At 66.4% G+C, this 19523-nt stretch carries 20 protein-coding genes; 9 read left to right on the top strand and 11 right to left on the bottom strand.

Features of this window, described 5'->3' with window-relative positions; translation table 11 throughout:
- Positions 1-21 precede the first annotated feature (21 nt).
- The 3 genes from Hhyl6_RS15775 to Hhyl6_RS15765 form a co-directional block, all read right to left on the bottom strand.
- The gene (locus Hhyl6_RS15775) at positions 22-2718 is read right to left on the bottom strand and encodes a DUF7282 domain-containing protein (protein ID WP_483740211.1); all 2697 of its coding nucleotides are present in this window, start codon (positions 2716-2718) and stop codon (positions 22-24) included.
- Between the two features lie 449 nt (positions 2719-3167).
- Entirely contained in the window at positions 3168-3614 is a 447-nt protein-coding gene (locus Hhyl6_RS15770) for a TIGR04206 family protein (protein ID WP_483740210.1), read from the bottom strand.
- A gap of 78 nt (positions 3615-3692) precedes the next feature.
- On the bottom strand, positions 3693-4802 hold the full coding sequence (locus Hhyl6_RS15765; RefSeq protein WP_483740209.1) for an OBG GTPase family GTP-binding protein: 1110 nt from the start codon (positions 4800-4802) through the stop codon (positions 3693-3695).
- Positions 4803-5026: 224 nt separating this feature from the next.
- On the opposite strand from Hhyl6_RS15765, the gene Hhyl6_RS15760 reads away from it, so the two are divergent.
- Positions 5027-5227: a VNG_1110C family protein gene (locus tag Hhyl6_RS15760; RefSeq protein WP_483740208.1), complete on the top strand. Its 201-nt coding sequence runs from the start codon at positions 5027-5029 to the stop codon at positions 5225-5227.
- Positions 5228-5390: 163 nt separating this feature from the next.
- On the top strand, positions 5391-5879 hold the full coding sequence (locus Hhyl6_RS15755) for a 50S ribosomal protein L11 (protein WP_483740207.1): 489 nt from the start codon (positions 5391-5393) through the stop codon (positions 5877-5879).
- 83 nt (positions 5880-5962) lie between these two features.
- Here the strand turns inward: Hhyl6_RS15755 and Hhyl6_RS15750 are convergent, their stop codons facing one another.
- The gene (locus Hhyl6_RS15750) at positions 5963-7600 is read right to left on the bottom strand and encodes a sensor histidine kinase (RefSeq protein ID WP_483740206.1); all 1638 of its coding nucleotides are present in this window, start codon (positions 7598-7600) and stop codon (positions 5963-5965) included.
- A 149-nt stretch (positions 7601-7749) separates the two neighbouring features.
- Between Hhyl6_RS15750 and Hhyl6_RS15745 the strand changes: the two genes are divergently transcribed.
- From Hhyl6_RS15745 to Hhyl6_RS15730, 4 genes are all read left to right on the top strand, one after another.
- Complete coding sequence (locus Hhyl6_RS15745; RefSeq protein WP_483740205.1) at positions 7750-8388, top strand: 50S ribosomal protein L1; 639 nt, start codon at positions 7750-7752, stop codon at positions 8386-8388.
- Position 8389: 1 nt separating this feature from the next.
- On the top strand, positions 8390-9433 hold the full coding sequence (locus Hhyl6_RS15740) for a 50S ribosomal protein L10 (RefSeq protein WP_483740204.1): 1044 nt from the start codon (positions 8390-8392) through the stop codon (positions 9431-9433).
- Positions 9434-9454: 21 nt separating this feature from the next.
- Positions 9455-9799, top strand: coding sequence for a 50S ribosomal protein P1 (rpl12p, locus tag Hhyl6_RS15735; protein ID WP_483740203.1), 345 nt, complete (start codon positions 9455-9457; stop codon positions 9797-9799).
- A gap of 98 nt (positions 9800-9897) precedes the next feature.
- Positions 9898-11124, top strand: coding sequence for a tripartite tricarboxylate transporter permease (locus Hhyl6_RS15730; protein ID WP_483740202.1), 1227 nt, complete (start codon positions 9898-9900; stop codon positions 11122-11124).
- Here the strand turns inward: Hhyl6_RS15730 and corA are convergent.
- The 6 genes from corA to Hhyl6_RS15700 form a co-directional block, all read right to left on the bottom strand.
- Positions 11119-12096 carry a magnesium/cobalt transporter CorA gene (gene corA, locus Hhyl6_RS15725; protein ID WP_483740201.1) on the bottom strand — a complete coding sequence of 326 codons (978 nt, stop codon included), beginning with the start codon at positions 12094-12096 and terminating at the stop codon, positions 11119-11121. The two genes, Hhyl6_RS15730 and corA, sit on opposite strands and share 6 nt — an antisense overlap.
- Positions 12093-12263, bottom strand: coding sequence for a hypothetical protein (locus Hhyl6_RS15720; protein WP_483740200.1), 171 nt, complete (start codon positions 12261-12263; stop codon positions 12093-12095). Before Hhyl6_RS15720 ends, corA begins: the two co-directional genes overlap by 4 nt.
- A gap of 52 nt (positions 12264-12315) precedes the next feature.
- Complete coding sequence (locus Hhyl6_RS15715; RefSeq protein WP_483740199.1) at positions 12316-12951, bottom strand: DUF6517 family protein; 636 nt, start codon at positions 12949-12951, stop codon at positions 12316-12318.
- A 47-nt stretch (positions 12952-12998) separates the two neighbouring features.
- On the bottom strand, positions 12999-13496 hold the full coding sequence (locus Hhyl6_RS15710) for a hypothetical protein (protein ID WP_483740198.1): 498 nt from the start codon (positions 13494-13496) through the stop codon (positions 12999-13001).
- A 143-nt stretch (positions 13497-13639) separates the two neighbouring features.
- Positions 13640-15124 carry a cysteine--tRNA ligase gene (cysS, locus tag Hhyl6_RS15705; RefSeq protein ID WP_483740197.1) on the bottom strand — a complete coding sequence of 495 codons (1485 nt, stop codon included), beginning with the start codon at positions 15122-15124 and terminating at the stop codon, positions 13640-13642.
- Positions 15125-15187: 63 nt separating this feature from the next.
- The gene (locus Hhyl6_RS15700) at positions 15188-15667 is read right to left on the bottom strand and encodes a DUF7523 family protein (RefSeq protein WP_483740196.1); all 480 of its coding nucleotides are present in this window, start codon (positions 15665-15667) and stop codon (positions 15188-15190) included.
- Between the two features lie 115 nt (positions 15668-15782).
- Here Hhyl6_RS15700 and Hhyl6_RS15695 point away from each other — a divergent pair, with 115 nt between their 5' ends.
- On the top strand, positions 15783-15941 hold the full coding sequence (locus Hhyl6_RS15695) for a hypothetical protein (protein ID WP_483740195.1): 159 nt from the start codon (positions 15783-15785) through the stop codon (positions 15939-15941).
- Positions 15942-16053: 112 nt separating this feature from the next.
- Here the strand turns inward: Hhyl6_RS15695 and Hhyl6_RS15690 are convergent, their stop codons facing one another.
- Positions 16054-17484, bottom strand: a complete 1431-nt coding sequence (locus tag Hhyl6_RS15690; protein ID WP_483740194.1) for an FAD-binding oxidoreductase — start codon at positions 17482-17484, stop codon at positions 16054-16056.
- Positions 17485-17632: 148 nt separating this feature from the next.
- On the opposite strand from Hhyl6_RS15690, the gene Hhyl6_RS15685 reads away from it, so the two are divergent.
- Both Hhyl6_RS15685 and Hhyl6_RS15680 read left to right on the top strand, forming a co-directional pair.
- On the top strand, positions 17633-18547 hold the full coding sequence (locus Hhyl6_RS15685) for a helix-turn-helix transcriptional regulator (RefSeq protein ID WP_483740193.1): 915 nt from the start codon (positions 17633-17635) through the stop codon (positions 18545-18547).
- 83 nt (positions 18548-18630) lie between these two features.
- Positions 18631-19512: a CbiX/SirB N-terminal domain-containing protein gene (locus Hhyl6_RS15680; RefSeq protein ID WP_483740192.1), complete on the top strand. Its 882-nt coding sequence runs from the start codon at positions 18631-18633 to the stop codon at positions 19510-19512.
- Positions 19513-19523: the final 11 nt, after the last annotated feature.

Genomic DNA, 19523 nt, shown 5'->3' with positions numbered 1-19523 from the left:
CAGGGACGGGAACTGTTCCCGTTAGTTGTCGCGGCGGACCGCGAGGAGCGCAGCGGCGACGAGCGCGACGAGCGCGATGACGGCAGTGAAGCCGGGGCCACTGTCACCAGTGGTCGTCTCTTCGGTCTGCTCGGTGGTCGGCTCTTCGGGCTCTTCCGTGGTCGGCTCCTCGGTGGTCGGCTCTTCCGTGGTCGGCTCTTCCGTGGTCGGCTCTTCCGTCGTGGTACCGTCGTCGGAGACGATGGTCACGTTGGCAGAGTCGGTCACAGCGGAGCCGTTAGCCGTGTACGGGCCGTCGTTGGACGGGAAGTCGTACGTCTGGTCACCGTCAGTGTCGAGGTGCGGCATGGCGACCGCGGTGAAGTCCTCGTCCTGCGTGGTGTTCAGCGTGACTTCGACGTCCTCGTGGCTGCCAGCTTCGAGGTAGCTGGAGGCCCCGATGACGTCACCGGAGGCGGAGCCCTCGTGGATGGCGATGAAGCCGCCCTCGGACAGCGTGGCGCTGTCGACGACGACCGTGTCACCGTTGGACTCCTGGTCACTGATGCTCACGGAGGCAGAGGCTGCCTCGGTGATCTGACCGTCGATCTCGTCGTCCGAGATGCCGGACGAAACCGTGAAGTTCGTGCCGGGGCTGCGGTCGCTGAAGTCGGCGACAGCGGTGAAGCTACCGTCGGCCTGAACGATGGCTTCGGGCTGGAGTAGGAACGGACTGTTGTCGTCCGAGCTGCGGACCTGGATGGTGACTTCAGTACCGGGTGCGACGTTGGTCGTACCGGTGATCTCCTGCCCGCTGGCAGCCTGCACCGTGATGTCTTCGTCCTCGTTGAGCGTGGACGTGCGCTCTTCGACGGTGAAGGAGTCGTTCACTTCGACCGTGTCCTCGACGTTGTCGAGGTCGTCTTCGGCGGTGAAGTTGGCGACGTATTCCTTACCGTCGGCGATGTCGAGACCCGCCTCGTCGATGACGACGAAGTGGGTGTCGTTCTGCTCGTCGTAGATGACGTGGACGTTCTCGTTGTTGATGTCCGTGCCAACGCGGAAGTCGTTCGCGTTAGCGTTCGGACCGGCGTCGGCCTCTTCGAGCGTGAAGTTGACCGTACCAGTCGCGTTGTCGAGCGCCTTGTACGTGGACGTGGCGTTCAGGTCGCTCTGGGCGTCGTAGTACTGGAAGGCACCCTCGAAGCCGGAGGCCTGAACCTGAACGATCGCGAGGTCGTCCTGCGCGACCGTTTCGGACTGCGTGATGTTGTTGGTCGAGACGAAGTCGTAGACGTCGGCGGCTTCAGCGTCCTCGTTGTTGAGGTCGCTCTCGATGCTGCCGGGGGCCGTCCAGACCTGGGCGCTGTCGACGGAGCTCTCCTGCAGGGAGAGAGCCGCGACGTCGTCCTCGTCCGTGACGAACGTGGTGTGACCCGCCGTGACGTTCATGTCGTACTCGGTCGGGTCGAGCATGTTGCCACCGAAGGACGGGCGGTCGAAGCCGTCGTTCAGGGTACCGTCACCCGAGCGGACGAACTCACCGGCCTCGTTCTGGACGGTGACGTCGTCGTCGCTGTCGTTAGCGACGATGACGGCGTCGTAGTTGCTGGTCGAACCTGCGGAGAAGGTGTTGAACAGCACTTCGACGCGACCGTCGTCGTTACCGTCCTCGACCTGCACCGTGATGTTGTAGTTGTCGTTGACCCGGTTCCCGATGTTCAGGGTAGCCTGGTCGGTGTTCTCGAGTTCGATCGGGATGGACGCGACGTCACCCTGGTTCTCGGTGACGACCGAGGAACCGAAGGAAGCCTGACCTGCCTGGGCTTCGGTGACGTTGATCTGGTCGGTGGTGACCGTGGTACCGGTGTTGTTGTCGGTCACGTTGACCGTGTACGAACCGGCTTCGTCGTCCGTGAAGGTGAACTCGGTCGTGACCGTCTGGCCACCGGTCATGGAGACCGTGTTGGCCTTGACGACGTCGCCGTCCTCGTCGATGAGTTCGGCGACGGCCGGGCCACCGCGGTTGGCGGTGACGTCGACCTCGAGGGTGTCGTCAGTGGTCAGTTCCGTGTCCTGGGCTTCGGCGCTGAGGCCGAGGCTGGTCACGTTGAAGTACTGCTGACCGGTGCTGGAGCCACCGTAGCGGACGCGGTACGTCTCGCCGGTGTCCAGGTCGTCCGTGTCCAGAACGAACACGTTACTACCGGAGCCGGTCGTGGTGCTGATGGTGGTGCCTGCACCGTTGATGGTGAGGTCCGTGTTGTCACCGCTCGCCACGATGGCGACCGGGGCACCACGGCGGACGATTTCAGCGGACGACTGGTCGCCACTGGTGCCACCCTGCTGGATGACGTTCGCGGACACGTCGATGTCCTGGGCGACCTCGCCGTTGCTGAATTCGACCGTCAGGTTCTGGTTCGGGGTAACGTCGATGTTGCTACCGCCGGCCTGAACCTGGAACTCCTTCGTGTTGCCGTTGTTCACGACGTTGGCGGCCGTGAAGGAACCGGCGGAGTTCGAAGTCTCACCGTCGATGTACACTTGCGAAACCGATACGCCACTGGCAGACTGGTCGAAGACAACTTCGACGTTGCCAGAATCGAATTCCACAGCGTCCTGGACTGCGTGGCTCGACGCTGCCGCACCGCCAGCGAACGCGGTGCTCATCGCGAACACCGAGAAGACCATCAGCGCTGTCAGGAACAGGCTGCGGATTTTTTCGTTAGTATCTGTCATAGTTTGTTGGTTGCTATCGGGCGGCGTCAGCCGTTTTCCACGTGGTCGGTACGCGGCCACGGTGACCGCGCATAGACCGAACCGGTGTACTCACTTCTGGCGCCATGGGTAGGGGTACGATGTAAACCTATGCCGGATGTTATAAATGCTTTGTGGTCAGACGAGATGCATGAGAGCAAGTTACACACTGCATAACGGGCCGTAGAAGCGATTTCGGGCGGGTATAAGCACTTTGTGGTTCATCTCAGAACTGTGTCATGCGACTGTCTGACATCCACGGTTACTAATCAGGGAATGTTCGTTCAGACACGAGCGCTGTATCCACGTAGTCTGCACCAGTTGACTGACTCTAACCGACGGAGGAGAGACGGTTATGTTGAGGAGGATACGGATTGAGAGGTCGTGTACGTCGCCATTCACTACCTTCGAGGGCTTCGGCGAACGCACGATTACTCCGAACCAGCGAACGTAGGTGGCCGGACGAGCGGCCAGTAGTACCACCACGCGAGCGCGGGCAAGACGACGGTCGCGACCGGGAGTGCGACGTAGCCGAGACGCCTGTTGAACCCAAGTGCCACCCCGAGTTGGGAGAGGCCCGCACCGGCGAGCGCCAACGCTGTGATGCGGTGGTCCTCCCGCCAGAGGACCCCCGAGACTGCGCTCCCGAGTGCGAGGAGGTACAGCAGGACGCCCGTCCCCCACGATTCGATGAACCGCGGGAGGCCGTCGGTGAACCGGAAGAAGAAGTCGTACACCGAGACCACCTGCGGGGGGTTCGTGTTGAACAGGCCGAACGTGAACACCAGCGTCAGTTCGCCGCCGACGACGAGGACCGTCCACGGGACGAGACCGGCGACGACGACGGCAGCGAGGCGACGGCGAGGGCCAGCGACCATGGTTGCGTGCAGGGCCCGGTGGCAAAGAGTACAGTCATTCGCGCACGCACGGTGGCTGCACCGACCGCCCCCGGCGCGTCACTTTCGAGCGACGATTCGGAGGACGTCCTCGTCGGCCAGTTCGTGGTCGCGGCCGACCTGCTGTTCGTCGTGCTTGGCGCTCGGGCCGGTCACCCGCGCGAAGCGGAACCGCTCGTCGAAGCTCCCGCCGAGTTTCTCGCAGGCGTCGTCGACGGTGTCGCCCTCCCGGAGGATGAGCGGTTCCTCGTAGTCGACGCCGCGGCCGGGCTTGTCCATGTAGATGCGGATGAGACCGAGTTCCTCCCAGATGCGCTCTGTGAGGCCGTCGAGTCCCTTTTCCTCCTCGGCGCTGATGAAGATGGCCTCCTCGGGGTCGATGTCCCGCTCTTTCAGTTCGGCTTTCACCGTCGGGAGGTAGTCCGGTTCGATGAGGTCGGCCTTGTTGACCGCGACGAGGGAGGGGACGTACTCGCGGTTGTCCATCACGCCGTCGATGAGTCTGTCGAGGTCGACCTGTTCGCCGATGGTGACGTCGGCGTTGACGTAGCCGTGTTCGCGCAGCACGCTCTTGATGGTCTCTTCGTCCAGTTCGAGGTCGACGGAGCTGTTGACCGTCAACCCGTCCTTGGCCTTCTTCCGGATGTTCACGCGCGGGGGTTCCGTGTCGAGGCGAATCTTGTTCTCGTACAGTTCCTCGCGCAGGCGGTCGTACTGGTCTATCTCGAAGACGGAGACCATGAAGACGATGAGGTCGGCGGTCCGGACCACCGACAGCACCTCCTTGCCGCCGCCGCGACCGCCGGCCGCCCCCTCGATGAGACCCGGGACGTCCAGAATCTGTATGTTCGCGCCCTTGTGCTTGAGCATCCCGGGATAGACGTCGAGCGTAGTAAACTCGTAGGCGCCCGTCTCGGACTCCGCGTTCGTCAGGGCGTTCAACAGGGTGGACTTCCCGACGCTGGGGAACCCGACGAGCGCCACCGTCGCGTCGCCGTGCTTCTCCACGCCGTACCCGCCGCCGCCGCCGGAGCCGGACTGTTGTTCGAGCTTCTCCTTCTTCTCCGCGAGCTTCGACTTCAGCCGTCCGATGTGGGCCTCTGTCGACTTGTTGTAGGGCGTGTCCGCTATCTCGTCTTCGAGTTCCTGTATCTCCTCTTCGAGCCCCATTAGTTGTACGTCGGCCGCTCCCACCGAATAAGGCTTTCTTCCCTTTCCGAACAGGTCGGTCACCACCTGCTGTCAGCGACGCCCCGCCGCGAGCGGTGACGCCCCGAGTATCGCGAACGAGAAGCCCACGGGCGCCGTCTGTGGACACTGCGGTCCGCGAGCGGACCGACCGTCACTCGGGGATTCCGACACACCTATACGAGCGCCGCTATCAAAATCCGATAATGGCTGGTGCTGATCGGTTTCGTGACAGCACGCAGATTCTGTTACCTGCTGGTGCGCTCGAAGGCATCAGGGAGGAACTCGAGACCCGGTTCATGGTCACCGTCCGGAAGGAAGACGGACGGGTTCGAATCATCGGCTCTCCCGTCGAAATCAAGGACGCTGGCGACTTCCTCGCGATGAACGGCGTCACGTTCGCCTGAGGTCGCCAGACGACACTCCAGCCGGTTTTTCACGTGTGCTGATTACCGGCGTGCTCGGGTCGGCCGACGGTGCGTAGCTATCTCCGCACGGCACCGTGTGTGGACCTCACGCGGAGATGGCTGAAACGCAATCCTTTAAACTGCCGGGACGGTTTGACCGAACATGGCTGGAACTATCGAAGTGCTCGTCCCCGGCGGGCAGGCCAACCCTGGCCCGCCCCTCGGCCCCGAGCTGGGACCGACGCCCGTGGACGTGCAGGCAGTCGTGCAGGAGATTAACGACCGGACAGAGGCGTTCGACGGCACCGAGGTCCCCGTCACCATCGAGTACGAGGACGACGGCTCCTTCTCCATCGACGTCGGTGTCCCGCCGACGGCCGAACTCGTCAAGGACGAGGCCGGCTTCGACACCGGGAGCGGCGAACCCCACGAGGAGTTCGTCGCCGACCTCACGGTCGACCAAGTGATGCAGATTGCCGAGCAGAAGCAGTCCGACCTGCTCGCGTACGACCTGAAGAACGCCGCGAAGGAAGTCGTGGGCACCTGCACCTCGCTGGGCGTCACCATCGAGGGCAACGACCCCCGCGAGTTCAAGAAGCGCATCGACGAGGGCGAGTACGACGACGAGTTCGCCGAAGCCGCCGCGGCTTGAACGCGGGCAGCAACTCACACAGCGATTTTGCGGTCTCCTCTCCGTGCCGAGTGCCGACAGGGGTCGGAAGCGCAGAGCGCCACCTATCCCTCGTCGTCCGGGTCGGCAGGCATCCGGACGGTGACCGTGGTCCCGCCGTCGTCCGGCGTCGAGACGGCTATCGACCCGTCCAACGAACCGACCAGCCACCTGACCAACCAGAGGCCGAGACCGTTCCCGTGGGCCGTCGGCGTCTCCTCGCGGTCCCCGACCAGTAACTCCCGTTCGGTCTCGGGCATCCCCGGCCCGTCGTCACTGACGGCGATTGCGACCATCTCACCCTCTCGACGCACGTCGAACGTGAGATGGCGTGCGTCGGATGGGTGGTCGCTGTGCGCGATGGCGTTCTCCCCGAGTTCGGTGAGGACGAGGGGGAGTCGCCGCCCACCGTTGACGACTGCAGTCTCAGCCACGGACACCGCGACGGACGCGTCGGGATAACTCGTCCGGAGCGAGTGGGCCACCTCCTCGACGACGGTCGACACGTCGGCCGGAATTGGAGCCGACGGCCCCCCGTCTAAGAGTTCGTCGTGGATGGCCCGGGCGTGTTCGGTCGTCGCCATGAACGACTCCGCGCGGTTGTAGATTCGCTCGGCCGCGCTCTGAACCGATTCGGGGGTGTCTTCGGCGGCCATAATCTGTTCGGTCGAGAGCATGATGACCGACATGTCGTTTCGGAGGTTGTGTCGGAACACCCTGTTGAACACCGACAACTGGGACTCCCGGCGGTCGAGCGTCGCCGCGAGCGCGTCGAACTGGTCGCTGATTCGCCGCCACTCCGTCGCGGGGCCGAGGTCCAGCGACGTGTCGTACTCGCCAGCCTCGAGCGAACCCAACCCTTCGGAGAGCCTCTCTATCTGCCGAATCGTCCGTCGTGAGGCCCAGACGCCGAGGCTCGCGACGACCAGTAGCGTCGCCAGTATGGCCCCGGCCTGTAGCCCGGTCGACTGGCGCAGGCGCTGCTGGAGGGGCGTCCGGTCGGCGGTGACAGCGACGTGCCATCCCGTCGACTCGACGGTCGCCGTGGCGGTGAGCGGCGACTGGAACCCCCGTGGCTGGTCGTACAGCGTGGTCCCCGACCCGGTGACGATGCGCAGGGAATGGCCGGAGGGAAGCGTGTCAGTCGACCGCTCGAAGAAGTCCGTCGCCGTCAGGTGGAAGGCGGCGTTGAGCGTCCCGACGACGGTCCCGTTCGCGCGGATGGGGGCCGACAGGATGACGACGAAGTTGCCGCTCTCGGCCTCGAACGGGGCGCTGATGTACGACTTCCCCCGGAGCGCCGTCCGCACGTACGTCCGGTCACCGAAGTCCTGCCCGACCAGCGTGGCTCGGTCCGCCAGCGAGGCATCCGCCGCGTCGAAGGCGGTCATCGTCCCGTTGGCGGCCACCACGGACGTCCCCTCGAACACCGTCTGGCGACGGAACGTCCCGACCGCTCGCTGTTGGTCGACGGACCCGTGGTCGGCGACGGCGTCGTTGCTCGCCCACAGGGCGACCGTCGAGCGCTTCTCGCGCAACCGGGTGTCGATGTCGGCCGCGACGGTGCGCGCGTCCGATTCGAGTGCCGCTCGCTCCTGTGTCGTAATCTCCGAGCGGTGGAGGGCGAACCCGGCGAGCACGACCGTCGACAACACGAGGGCGACGACGAACAGCACGCCGAGGAACCCCGACCGGAGACGCATTACATCGACCCATTGCCCGTCGCGTAATAAACCGTGGGAGTGTCGGTTCGACGGCTTTAAGTGTCGCATTGGCCTCTTGCCGCACGAGACAGGCATCCGCCTGTTTCACTGACCCGTAGAAGCCGTTTGGCGTACTACGGAGGTGAACAATGGCAGACCAGGAAATAGAGAACGCAGTCTCTCGCGCACTCGAGGACGCACCTGAGCGGAACTTCCGCGAGACGGTCGACCTCGCAGTCAACCTGCGCGACTTAGATCTTAACGACCCGTCGAACCGCGTCGACGAGTCCGTCGTTCTGCCTGCCGGCACCGGTCAGGAGACCCGGATTGTGGTCTTCGCCGAGGGCGAGACAGCCCTTCGTGCCGAGGAGGCAGCAGACGACGTACTCGACGAGGACGAACTCGAGGAACTGGGTGGCGACGACGACGCCGCCAAGGACCTCGCCGACGAGACCGACTTCTTCATCGCAGAGAAGGACATGATGCAGGACATCGGTCGATATCTCGGTACCGTCCTCGGCCCGCGCGGGAAGATGCCGGAACCGCTCGACCCCGACGACGACGTCGTCGAGGTCATCAACCGCATGAAGAACACCGTGCAGCTCCGCAGTGGGGAGCGAAGAACCTTCCACACGCGGGTCGGCGCCGAAGACATGTCCGCAGAGGACATCGCCGACAACATCGACGTCATCATCCGTCGACTGCACGCCGACCTCGAGAAGGGGCCGCTCAACATCGACACCGTCTTCGTGAAGACGACGATGGGCCCCGCCGTGGAGGTGGCCTGATATGAGCGCCGAATCCGAACGCAAGACAGACACCATCCCACAGTGGAAACAGGAAGAGGTCGACGCCATCGTGGAGATGGTCGAGTCCTACGAGAGCGTCGGCGTCGTCAACATCGCCGGGATTCCGTCCCGACAACTGCAGGACATGCGCCGCGACCTGCACGGTACCGCAGAGCTCCGGGTCTCCCGGAACACGCTGCTCCGACGCGCCCTCGAAGAGGTCGACGACGGCCTCGAAGACCTGACGCAGTTCGTCAGCGGGCAGGTCGGCCTCATCGGCACGGACAGCAACCCGTTCTCGCTGTTCCAGGAACTCGAAGCGTCGAAGACGCCCGCGCCCATCGGCGCCGGCGAAGTCGCCCCGAACGACATCGTCATCCCCGAGGGCGACACCGGTGTCGACCCGGGTCCGTTCGTCGGCGAACTGCAGGCCGTCGGTGCGGACGCCCGCATCCAGGAGGGGTCGATTCAGGTCCTCTCCGACTCGACGGTGCTCGACGCCGGCGAGGAGGTCTCGCAGGACCTCGCGAACGTCCTCAACGAACTGGGTATCGAACCCAAAGAGGTCGGTCTCGACCTGCGCGGCGTCTTCGCCGACGGCGTCCTCTTCGAACCCGAGGAACTCGAACTGGACGTCGACGAGTACGAGCAGAACATCCGTGCGGCCGCCGGGCAGGCGTTCAACCTCTCGGTCAACGCCGGCTACCCGACCGCACAGACCGTGCCGACCATGCTCCAGTCCGCCCGTGGCGACGCCAAGAGCCTCGCGCTCCAGGCCGCCATCGAGGACCCCGAGGTCGTCCCCGACCTCGTGAGCAAGGCCGACGCACAGGTCCGCGCGCTCGCCTCGCAAATCGACGACAAAGAGGCTCTTCCTGAGGAACTCCAGGACGTGGAAGTTTCGCAGGCCACCGAGGAATCGACCGACGAGCAAACCGAGGACACCGCATCCGAGGACGACGCCGACGACGCCGAGGCCGAGGCTGACGAGGCCGAGGACGACGACGACGAAGACGCCGGCGACGCGCTCGGAGCGATGTTCTAACACTACCACCACTACAGAACAATGGAATACGTTTACGCTGCACTCATCCTGAACGAATCGGGCGAAGAAATCAACGAAGACAACCTCACCGACGTGCTCGACGCCGCCGGCGTCGACGTCGAGGAGTCCCGCGTCAAGGCCCTCGTCGCCGCCCTCGAGGACGTCGACATCGAGGAGGCCGTCGAGGAGGCCGCTGCCGCGCCCGTCCCCGCCAGTGGCGGTGCCGCCGCGCCCGCCGAGGGTGACGAGAGCGCCGACGAAGGCGACGAGGACGAGGCCGAGGAAGAGGCCGACGACGACGGCGGCGACGACGACGACGAGGACGACGACGCCAGCGGTGAAGGCCTCGGCGAACTCTTCGGCTAACTCGGCAGGCGCCAGACTTCATTTCTTTCACGCGCCGCTCCGATAGCGGCCGCGCCGTCGACCGGACGTTGAAGTAGGAAGCCGGGACCAGCGAGCGTATGCTCCCGGTCAGACTGACGGCGGACCCGCTGGCAGTCGCGGGAGTGTTGGTTGCAATCGCAGGCGGGGTCTGTCTCGGGACCCTGAGCGGCCTCGTCCCGGGACTGCACGCCAACACGCTGGCGCTGTTGCTCGCGGCGACGGCCGCCGAGGTACCGGGGCCCCGCGTGCTGGTCGGGGCCGCCATGCTCGCGGCGGGCGTGACCCACACCTTTCTGGACGTGGTACCGGCGCTGACGCTGGGCGTCCCGGACCCCGCGATGGCGGCCGGGGCACTACCGGGCCACCGCCTCGTCGTCGAGGGACGGGGGCGGGAGGCCCTTCGTCTGTCAGCGCTCGGAAGCGGCGGGGCCGTCGTCCTCGCGGCACCGCTCGCGCTCCCGGTGACGGGGGCCATGACGCGGCTCTACCCGCTCGTCTCGGCCAACCTCCCGCTCGTCCTCGGCGGCGTGGCGCTCCTCCTCGTCGCGACCGAGCGGGGACTGCGGCGGCGAGTCGGGGCAGTCGTCTCACTCGCGGCCAGCGGCGGCCTCGGCCTCGTCTTCCTCGACGCCGCCGTGTCGAGCGTGCTGCCGGTCGCCGACGTTCTCGTCCCCCTGTTCGCGGGCCTGTTCGGTGCACCGGTGTTGCTCGCGGCCATCGAGGGCGACGGCGTCCCGCCGCAGGCGGACCCGTGCGTGACGACGCCGCCCGGTGCCGTGGCGAAGTTGGCGACCGTCGGGACCCTGTGTGGCGCCGTGGTCGGCTACCTCCCCGCCGTGTCGAGTGCTATCGCGGCGACGCTGGCACTCGGCGTCACCTCCGGCCGCGGGCCGCGCGCGTTCGTCGTCGTGACCAGCGGAGTGAACACGGCGACGGCGGTGTTCGCGCTGTTCGCGCTCCTCACCTTCGGCGACCCGCGGACCGGCGTCCTCGTCGCACTGAACCGGGCCGCAGTCCCACTCGACCTGCCGATCCTGCTGACGGCGGTCGGTGTCGCGTCCGTCGTCGGCGCCGTCCTCGTGCCGGTTGTCGGCGACCGCTATCTCCGAACCGTCGGCCGTCTGGACCCCGCGTGGCTCTCGGTTGCCGTGTTGGCCGGTCTCGTCGGCCTCTCGGCCGTGTTCGCCGGTGCGGTCGGCGTCGCCGCGTTCGGCGCCGCAACGCTCGTCGGCCACCTCCCGCCACGGTTCGACTGTCGCCGGGCCGCGTCGATGGGCGTCTTGCTCGTCCCCCTCTGTTTATAGGTAACCCCGACGGCGAAAGTGAACGAGCATCACCGCGACCATGAGGGCCATCCCGAGCACCGTCGCGGGGTAGGCGAACGTCCAGCCGAGTTCCGGCATGTTGTACGCGCTCTCGCCGAAGTTCATGCCGTAGACGCCGACGACGAACGTGAGCGGGATGAAGATGGTGGCGACGACGGTGAGCACTTTCATCACCTCGTTTGTCGACTGCGAGAGCGTGTTGAGGTAGATGTCACGCGCGCCCGAGACGAGGTCGCGGTACGTCTCCGTCAGGTCCACTATCTGGACGAGGTGGTCGTGGACGTCCCGGAAGTACTTCTCAGTCGCGCCCTGAATCTGGGCCGGGTCGCCGCGGGCGAGGACGCCCACGGCCTCGCGGGCGGGCCACACCTGCTTGCGGAAGGAGAGCAGATCCCGGCGCACGTCGTTTATCTTCTCCAGCGTCTCGATGTCCGTCGAGACGAGCACCTCCTCCTCTATCTCCTCGATGTCCGTCTCGACGTCGTCCAGCAGGTCGAAGTAGGCGTCGACGACCACGTCGACGACGCGGTAGGCCGTGAAGTCCGGGCCACGGTGGAGGAGGCGTTCGTCGCCGCGTTCGACCGCGTCCATCACCCGGCGGACCGGGGCCGCCGGACCGAGCGAGAGGGTGACGACCCAGTCACGCCCGACGAAGATGCCGATAGGGGAGGTCCGGACCTCCTTCTCGAACGTGGTCTCCCCCGCTGTGAGGGTGGCACTCTTGACGAGAACGAACGTGTGGTCGGTGTACTCCTCGGTCTTGGCTCTGACGTCGCCTCGGAGGTCGTCGATAGCCAGCGGATGCAGGTCGAACGCCGAGGCGATGGCGTCTATCTCGGCGTCCGAGGCGTCGGCGGCGTGGACCCACGTGGTCCCGACGGCGCGGCGGGCGCTGTCGAGGTCGTCGTAGGCGACCGCGGTCTGGTCGTGATAGACGAGCGCGGAAATCACGGCGACCCCTCCGCTCGCCCGGACCGCCCGACCGCCAGTGCCGTCAACCCGACCATGAGCGCGGTCAGCGAGAGCGCCCGGCCGGGATAGGGGGTCGCGACGCCGACCACGTACCCCGCTAGACCGGCAGCGGTGAGGACCGCGCCCGCGAACGAAACGGACTGCATGGCCAAGCAATCACGCTATCGACAAAAAAGCGTACCCCCGTCTGACGCGCGGTCAGTCGCCGCTGTGAGTGAGGCCGCCGAACATCGCGTCGACCTTCGCTCGCTCGTCGACCTGTTCGGGGTGGACGGCGACCACGATGATGACGTCGCCCTCGTGTTCGAAACTGGCGACGTGCATGGTCACGTCGAATTCCTGTCCTTGGACCGTGGTCGTTCCCGAGAACATCCCCACGTCGCGCGGTTCGCCGAGCGCCTCGACGGTGCGGTTCTGCTCCAACTGGACGTCGCTGACGCCACCCGCGCGGCCGGCGAACTGTTCGACGACGCGGCGATTCGACCACTGTGCGGCGGGGTTCAGCGTCTGGCCGGCGACCTGTGCCCCCGGCGTGGAGACGACGACGAAGCGGGCGAGTTCCACCGTCCCGAGCGGTCCGAGGTCGACCCCGCGCTGGTACTGCGAGACGTGGTTGACGACCCGAATCGTCCGCTCCTGCCCGGCGAACGTGACGTCACGGGTGATGTTCTGTTCGGTCGCGTTGGTCAGTTCGTAGCCGGTCGACTCCAGCGTGCTGTCCTCGACGGCGGCGGGAGCGGCTTCGAACGCTACCGTCTCGCCCGTGATGAGGCCCATACACCCCGAAGAGACGACGAGGAGGGCGACGAGGGCGGAGAGTAGTGCCTTGCGCATGCGTGTTAGATACGAGGCGATGCCGCGTGAAAAGTCTATTCGCCGGTCTACCCGAACAGGCTGACGAGCGTGTTGATGACGACCCACTTCACCGCGTTGACGGGGCCGAGGCCGTCGATGGTGATGTCACCGCCCGTGATGGCGTTCTGGAACACTCGGGCGGGCGTGTCGGACTCGACGATGCCGGTCAGCGTCTCCCGGTCGGTGGTCATCTTCATCGTCGCGTCGTCGCGACTCCCCTGCTGGAGGTCCTGAATCTGTAGGTCAGCGTCCATCCGGAAGGAAGCCGTCGCCTGCGTCCCGTTCGAATCCGTGACGACGAGGTTCACCGTCTCGCCCTTCAACTGGTCGCCCGCGACGCCGAGGTCGCTGGCGTCGACGTTCTCGTTGTACGTCCCGACCATCCCCTCTAGCTCTGTGAACATCTCGTCGCCCCACTCGGGTTGGTCGCTCTGGGCGGCGACCGGGGCGGCCCCTGCCCCGAAGACGAGCGCGAAAACCAGCGTGAGCGTCACTAACCGGGTATCGAGTGGTACGATAGTCATAGCTAACATATAGTTATCTCGAGAGGAGATAAAGACATACTGTCGGGAGATAGCACGTCTTTACGCTCCTCTCTCGGAAAACTAGAACTCAATTTGACACACGGGCTCGTCCCGGACACGGCCGGACCGGGCGCTCCCGACAGTCAGAGCCGGTAGGTCGGGCCGTCGTCGGTGTCCTGCACCTCGACGCCGAGAGCTTCGAGTTCGTCGCGCAACTCGTCGGCACGCTCGTAGTTGCCGTCCGCGCGCTCCCGTTCGCGCACGTCGAGGACGATTTCCACGAGGTCACCGGCGAGCGAGACGTCGCTCTCGCCGCCCGCGTCACCGAAGGAGAGGCCCAGGATACCGCGGCCGAACTCCTCGAACGTCTCGACGGCCCGGCGGAGGCCGCGGTAGTCGTACGCGTCCTCGTGACCGTCGACGTGGGTGTTGACCGCGCTGGTGAGGTCCAACAGGGCCGTCGTCGCCTCGCGGGTGTTGAAGTCGTCGTTCATCGCGGCCTCGAAGTCCGCGCGGACGTCGTCGACGGCCGCCCGGAGGGATTCGTCGGTCACCTTCGCGTATGCGTCGACGCTGTCGCAGGCCTCGACCGCTCGCTCGTACCCGCGCTGGAGGCGGTCCCAGCGCTCCTCGGCTTCGCCGATGGTCTCCTCGCTGTAGGTGGCCCGCGAGGAGTACGCCGTCGAGAGCAGGAAGGTGCGGAGCACGTCGGCGCCGAACTCCTCGACGGCGTCGGCGACGGTGAAAAAGTTCCCCAGCGAGGAGGACATCTTCTCGCCTTTCGTCTCCAGCAGTCGGACGTGCAACCAGTAGTCGGCGAAGCGCTGGCCGGTCGCGGCCTCGCTCTGGGCCACCTCGTTCTCGTGGTGGGGGAAAACGAGGTCCTGCCCGCCGACGTGGACGTCGATGGTCTCGTCCAGATGGGTCATCGACATGGCCGAACACTCGATGTGCCAGCCCGGTCGTCCCTCGCCCCACGGCGAGTCCCACGTCTGGGCCGTCTGGCAGGCTTCTTCGGCGGGAGCGGCCTCCGGGTGCTGGTGGTCCTCGATGTCCTCGGGCGCGACGCCGTCGGCCTTCCAGAGCGCGAAGTCGGCGGGGTGGCGCTTCTCCGACTCGGCGTCTTCGCCCTGTGCCTCGATGTCCTCGACGGTCTGGTTCGAGAGTTTGCCGTACTCCTCGAAACTCGTCACGTCGAAGTACACCGACCCGTTGGCCTCGTAGGCGTGCCCGCCCTCGACGAGTCGCTCGACCAGCGAGATTATCTCGGGGATGTGCTCGGAGACGCGCGGGTAGACGTCGGCCCGGTCGAGGTTGAGCGAGCGCATGTCCTCGATGACCTGCCGGACGTAGTGGCGGGCTACGCTCGCCTCGCTGTCCCCGTCTTCGCCGACCCGGGCGACTATCTTCTCGTTCACGTCGGTGAAGTTCTCGACGTGGCGCACGTCGTACCCGAGCCACTCCAGCCAGCGGCACATCACGTCGACGTGGACCCAGCCCCGGGCGTGACCGAGGTGGGGCGGGTCGGACGTCGTGAGACCGCAGTAGTACAGGAGAACGGAGTTGGGGTCGCGTGGCTCGAACGGCTCTGTCTCGCCGGTCAGCGTGTTCGTCACGCGCAGCGTCATTGTCGAATCAGACTGTGTGGGGCCGCTTCAAGGCGTCGGAACCGCGCGGTTGTGGGACGGGACTCAGTGACCGACGGCGCTCTCCGCGACCCTGACGGCGTCGGGACCGTGACGGCGTTCCACCACGACGACGAGGGTCCCGTCGCAGACGCCGGCCGCTTCGACCGGCACGTCGGCGGCCCGCAACCGTCTCAACACGTCCCCGAGGGCCGCCGGCGAGAGGTCACCGCTTGCGACGATGCCGGTGAGCGACCCCGAACCGTCCACGAAGGCGACGCCGCCGACGGTGAGCACGGCGTCCTCCGCGTCTGACGCCGCTCGGCCGAGCCCACTTCGCATCGACACGCGGGCCTCGCTCCGGTGTGCCGGGTCGTCGGACAACTCGTCGGCGAAGCGGCGCAAGGCCGTGGCGACGGCCTCGGTGTCGCCCTCGACGTCCAGCGTCCGCGCGGCGGCGGTGTAGTTGACGACGCCCGCCCGGAGTGCGTCGTAGAGGAACGGACGACTCCGGACCGCGTCGCGAGTGGCGGAAGCGAGTGACATGGTACACGGTCGCGGCGGCAGGAGCAAAAACGGTTCTATCGCCCCTCTCAATTGCTGGGAATCGTCCTATCGTTTTGAGACGAGAGGGCCCGTCTCTCTACGTGAGGGAAGACAGATGGCTGTAGCACAACGAGAGCGGAAAGCCTTCGGGCACCCACTCACACAGATAGAGCGTACCGTCGCCGGACTCGTCCTCGCAGTCGGCATCGCGGGTCACGCCGCACTGGTCGGCACCGCCGTCACGCTGGCGTTCCTGCTCGTGACCGCGCTGTAACCACCGGTGTCGTCGACGCACGACACACCGGCCACTTCTTGCAGCGAGAGCATCGAACGCGGGCGAGTGACGCGGCCTCACCGCGAACGCCGGTTCGCGTCCAGGGAGAGCACTACCCGCTTCGTTCTGTGCCGTCACCGGCCGGTTCCGACGGCTTCACGTTCTGATTCAGCGCGAACACGTTCGTCGGGTCGTACGCGTCTTTCACCGCGACGAGTCGGTCGTAGGCCGACCCGAAGGTGGTCGCCATCGTCTCGTCGTTGTCCTCCAGAAGGCCCGGGAAGTTCAGGTACACCGACCCGTCCGAGAACTGCCGCATGTCGTCGAGGCAGTCTCGGACCCACTGGACGTTCGCGTCGTCGGCCGCGGGGTCCTCCCAGTTCGCTTCCACGCCGAGGAGGAAGGGCGCGTGTCGGCCGGCGAAGGCGCTCTCCTCGACGCCGGTGTCGGTGATGGCACCGCCGAGTTCCCAGACGTCGACGGTCGACAGCGGCGAGGGCGACTGCTCTCCCCAGTACGCGATGCGGTCGACGGCCGACTCGGGGAGGGCGTCGAGGTACAGCGACTTCCAGTAGTACCGCATCCCCTCGGGGTAGTCCGCGTCGAGCATCCGCTGGAACTCGGTGTAGGGCCGCACCGCGCTGAAATCGGCGATGGGGTCCCCGAACTCCCGAAGCGGGGCCAGTACGTCCTCGCCCTCGTCCGGTGGGCCGGCGTAACACCCCATGACCGCGAACTTCAGGTCGCCGACGACGTCCGATTCGAAGAGGTCCTCGTCGTACATCACGCCCGTCGACGTGAGCGTGCTCACCTCGTCGGGTGCCGTCTCGACGTACTCCCGATACGCTCGCAGACACGATTTCGCCGCCGACCCGTGGTAGAAGACGAACGCGGTCGCCACCTCGGGGCCGACCGGGTGGAGGTCGAACTCGAACGCCGTGACGACGCCGAAGTTCCCGCCGCCGCCCCGGAGTGCCCAGAACAGGTCCGGATGCTCGTCCTCGCTGGCCGTCAGGAACTCCCCGTCGGCCGTGACGAGTTCGACCGACCGGAGGTTGTCGCAGGTCAGTCCGTGACGACAGCGGAGGTGACCGATGCCGCCGCCGAGTGTCAGGCCCGCGACGCCGGTGTCCGAGACGACGCCGCCGGGGGTCGCCAGTCCGAACGCCTGCGTCTCGTGGTCGACGTCGGCCCACGTCGCGCCCGCCTGCACCCACGCCGTTCGCTCGTCGGGGTCGACGCGCACGGCGGTCGTCTCCGAGAGGTCACAGACCACGCCGTCGTCACAAACGGCGGTTCCCGCGACGTTGTGCCCACCGCCGCGAATCGCGAGTGGGACGTCGGACTCGTGCGCGAATGCTATCGTCGCGACGACGTCTGCGACGCCGGCACACCGGACGACGAGGGCGGGGCGCTTGTCTATCATCCCGTTCCACACCGCACGGGCGTCGTCGTACCCCTCGTCTGTCGGCCGAATCACGGTCCCGCGGACGCGCTCGGCGAACTGTTCGGTTCCCGGGACCGTCTCCTGCTCCCGATTCATACTCGAACTGACGCCGTGCGGTCTGTTAGCCTCATTCGTGACCGAGCGTTCGACCGTGTGAGGACCGTTTCACCCCGTGAAACACGGTTCACGTCGCGGCGGAGCTAGAGTTACTACTGTGGACGACCCACCCTAGCTAGAGAGTACCATGACGACGCACCAGAGGGACGAGACGGGCGACGACGCGTCCGAGGGCGGTGACCTGCCGCCGGGGTCCCCGGTACTGGAGTCCCTCCTCGAGAACGCGCGGACCCGCCGGTATCTCGGGGAGCGGCTCGCGTCGGCCGACGAACGCTTCGGAACGGACTACCTCGGCGACGTCGTCCGCCACGGCCCGGTCCTCGAAGCCCTCCTCGAACGACCGCTGGACCGCGGCGAGATAGAGGAGCGACTCGGGGTTTCGCGGGCGACCAGCCACCGGTTCACGCAGTGGCTCGACAGTCAGGGGTTCGTCGAGAAAGTGGACAGTCGCTTCCGACTGACCGGCCGCGGCGAGGCCGTCGCGGAGGAAGTCCTCCGGTTCGAGGCGAACGTGCGGACCGCCCATCGCCTGTCCCCCCTGCTGGACGCTATCTGTGACGACCATCAGGAGTTCGTCATCGAACCGTTCGTCGACGCCAGCGTGACGACCGCTGCGCCCGAGGACCCATATCGACCGGTCGAGCGGTTCGTCTCGCTCGTCCGGGGTTCGGAGACGCTCCAAGGGTTCAACACGACGCACATGGCACCGCTCGTCCTCGGCGAGTTCCACCAGCAGGTGTTCGAGGCGACGGAGACCGAGATTATCTACCTGCCCCACATCGCCGAGAAACTGTTCGAGACCTACCCCGACCGGGCCAGCGAGGCCGTCGACCGCGGCCACCTGACGCTCCGCACCCGCGAGGACCTACCCTACGGTCTAGCGATATTCGACGAGCGAGTGGGTATCGGCGGCTACGACGAGCGGACCGGGCTGATGGAGGTGTTCGTCGACACCGACGACCCCTTCGCCCGCGAGTGGGCCAAGCGCGTCTTCGACTCTGTCAGGGCCGACTCGGAACCGCTGGCGACGCGCCCGGAGTGACCTCCCGGGTGGGTGGCGAGGAGACACCGGCGGCGTGGCCCGCCAGCGAAGCCCCTAAGAGCGGTTCGTCCCAACGGCGGGGTATGGAAGAAGCGCTCGTCATCGCGGCCCACGGCTCGCACCTCAACGCCGAGTCGAGCACGCCGACCTTCTCGCACGCGGACACCATCCGAGCGACCGGCGCGTTCGGCGAGGTTCGCGAAGCGTTCTGGAAGGAAGAGCCGTCCTTCCGGGAGGGTCTGCGCACCGTCGACGCCGAGGAGGTGTACCTGGTGCCGCTGTTCATCTCGGAGGGGTACTTCACCGAACAGGTCATCCCGCGGGAGTTCCGCCTCGCGGAGTGGGACCCCGACCTGTGGGACTCCGACGGGACGAGCGCCACGCACGCGACGCTGACCGCCGAGGACACCGGGCAGACCGTCCACTACTGCGGGCCGGTCGGCACCCACGACTCGATGAGCGACGTCATCGTCCAGCGCGCGAAGTCCGTCACCGGCGACGACGGCGTGGGCGACGGGTTCGGCCTCGCCGTCGTCGGCCACGGCACCGAGCGCAACGAGAACTCCGCGAAGGCCATCGAGTACCACGCCGAACGCATCGGTGAGATGGGGCGCTTCGACGAGGTACAGGCGCTGTTCATGGACGAGGACCCCGAAGTGGACGACGTCACCGACCACTTCGAGAGCGAGGACGTGGTGGTCGTTCCGCTGTTCATCGCCGACGGCTACCACACGCAGGAGGACATCCCTGAAGACATGGGCCTGACCGACGACTACCGGACTGGGTGGGACACCCCGGAGACCGTCGACGGGCACCGCATCTGGTACGCCGGGGCCGTCGGCACGGAACCGCTGATGGCCGACGTGGTGCTCGAACGGGCCGCCGACGCGGGGGCCGACGTGAGCGCGGCTATCGAACAGGTCCGCGAGGAGACCGGCGGCGGGAACCCGGCGGCGGGCGACTGAGCCGTCTACTA

Source organism: Haloarcula sp. H-hyl6 (assembly GCF_056934455.1).
This window is presented reverse-complemented; position numbering and strand designations above follow the sequence as displayed.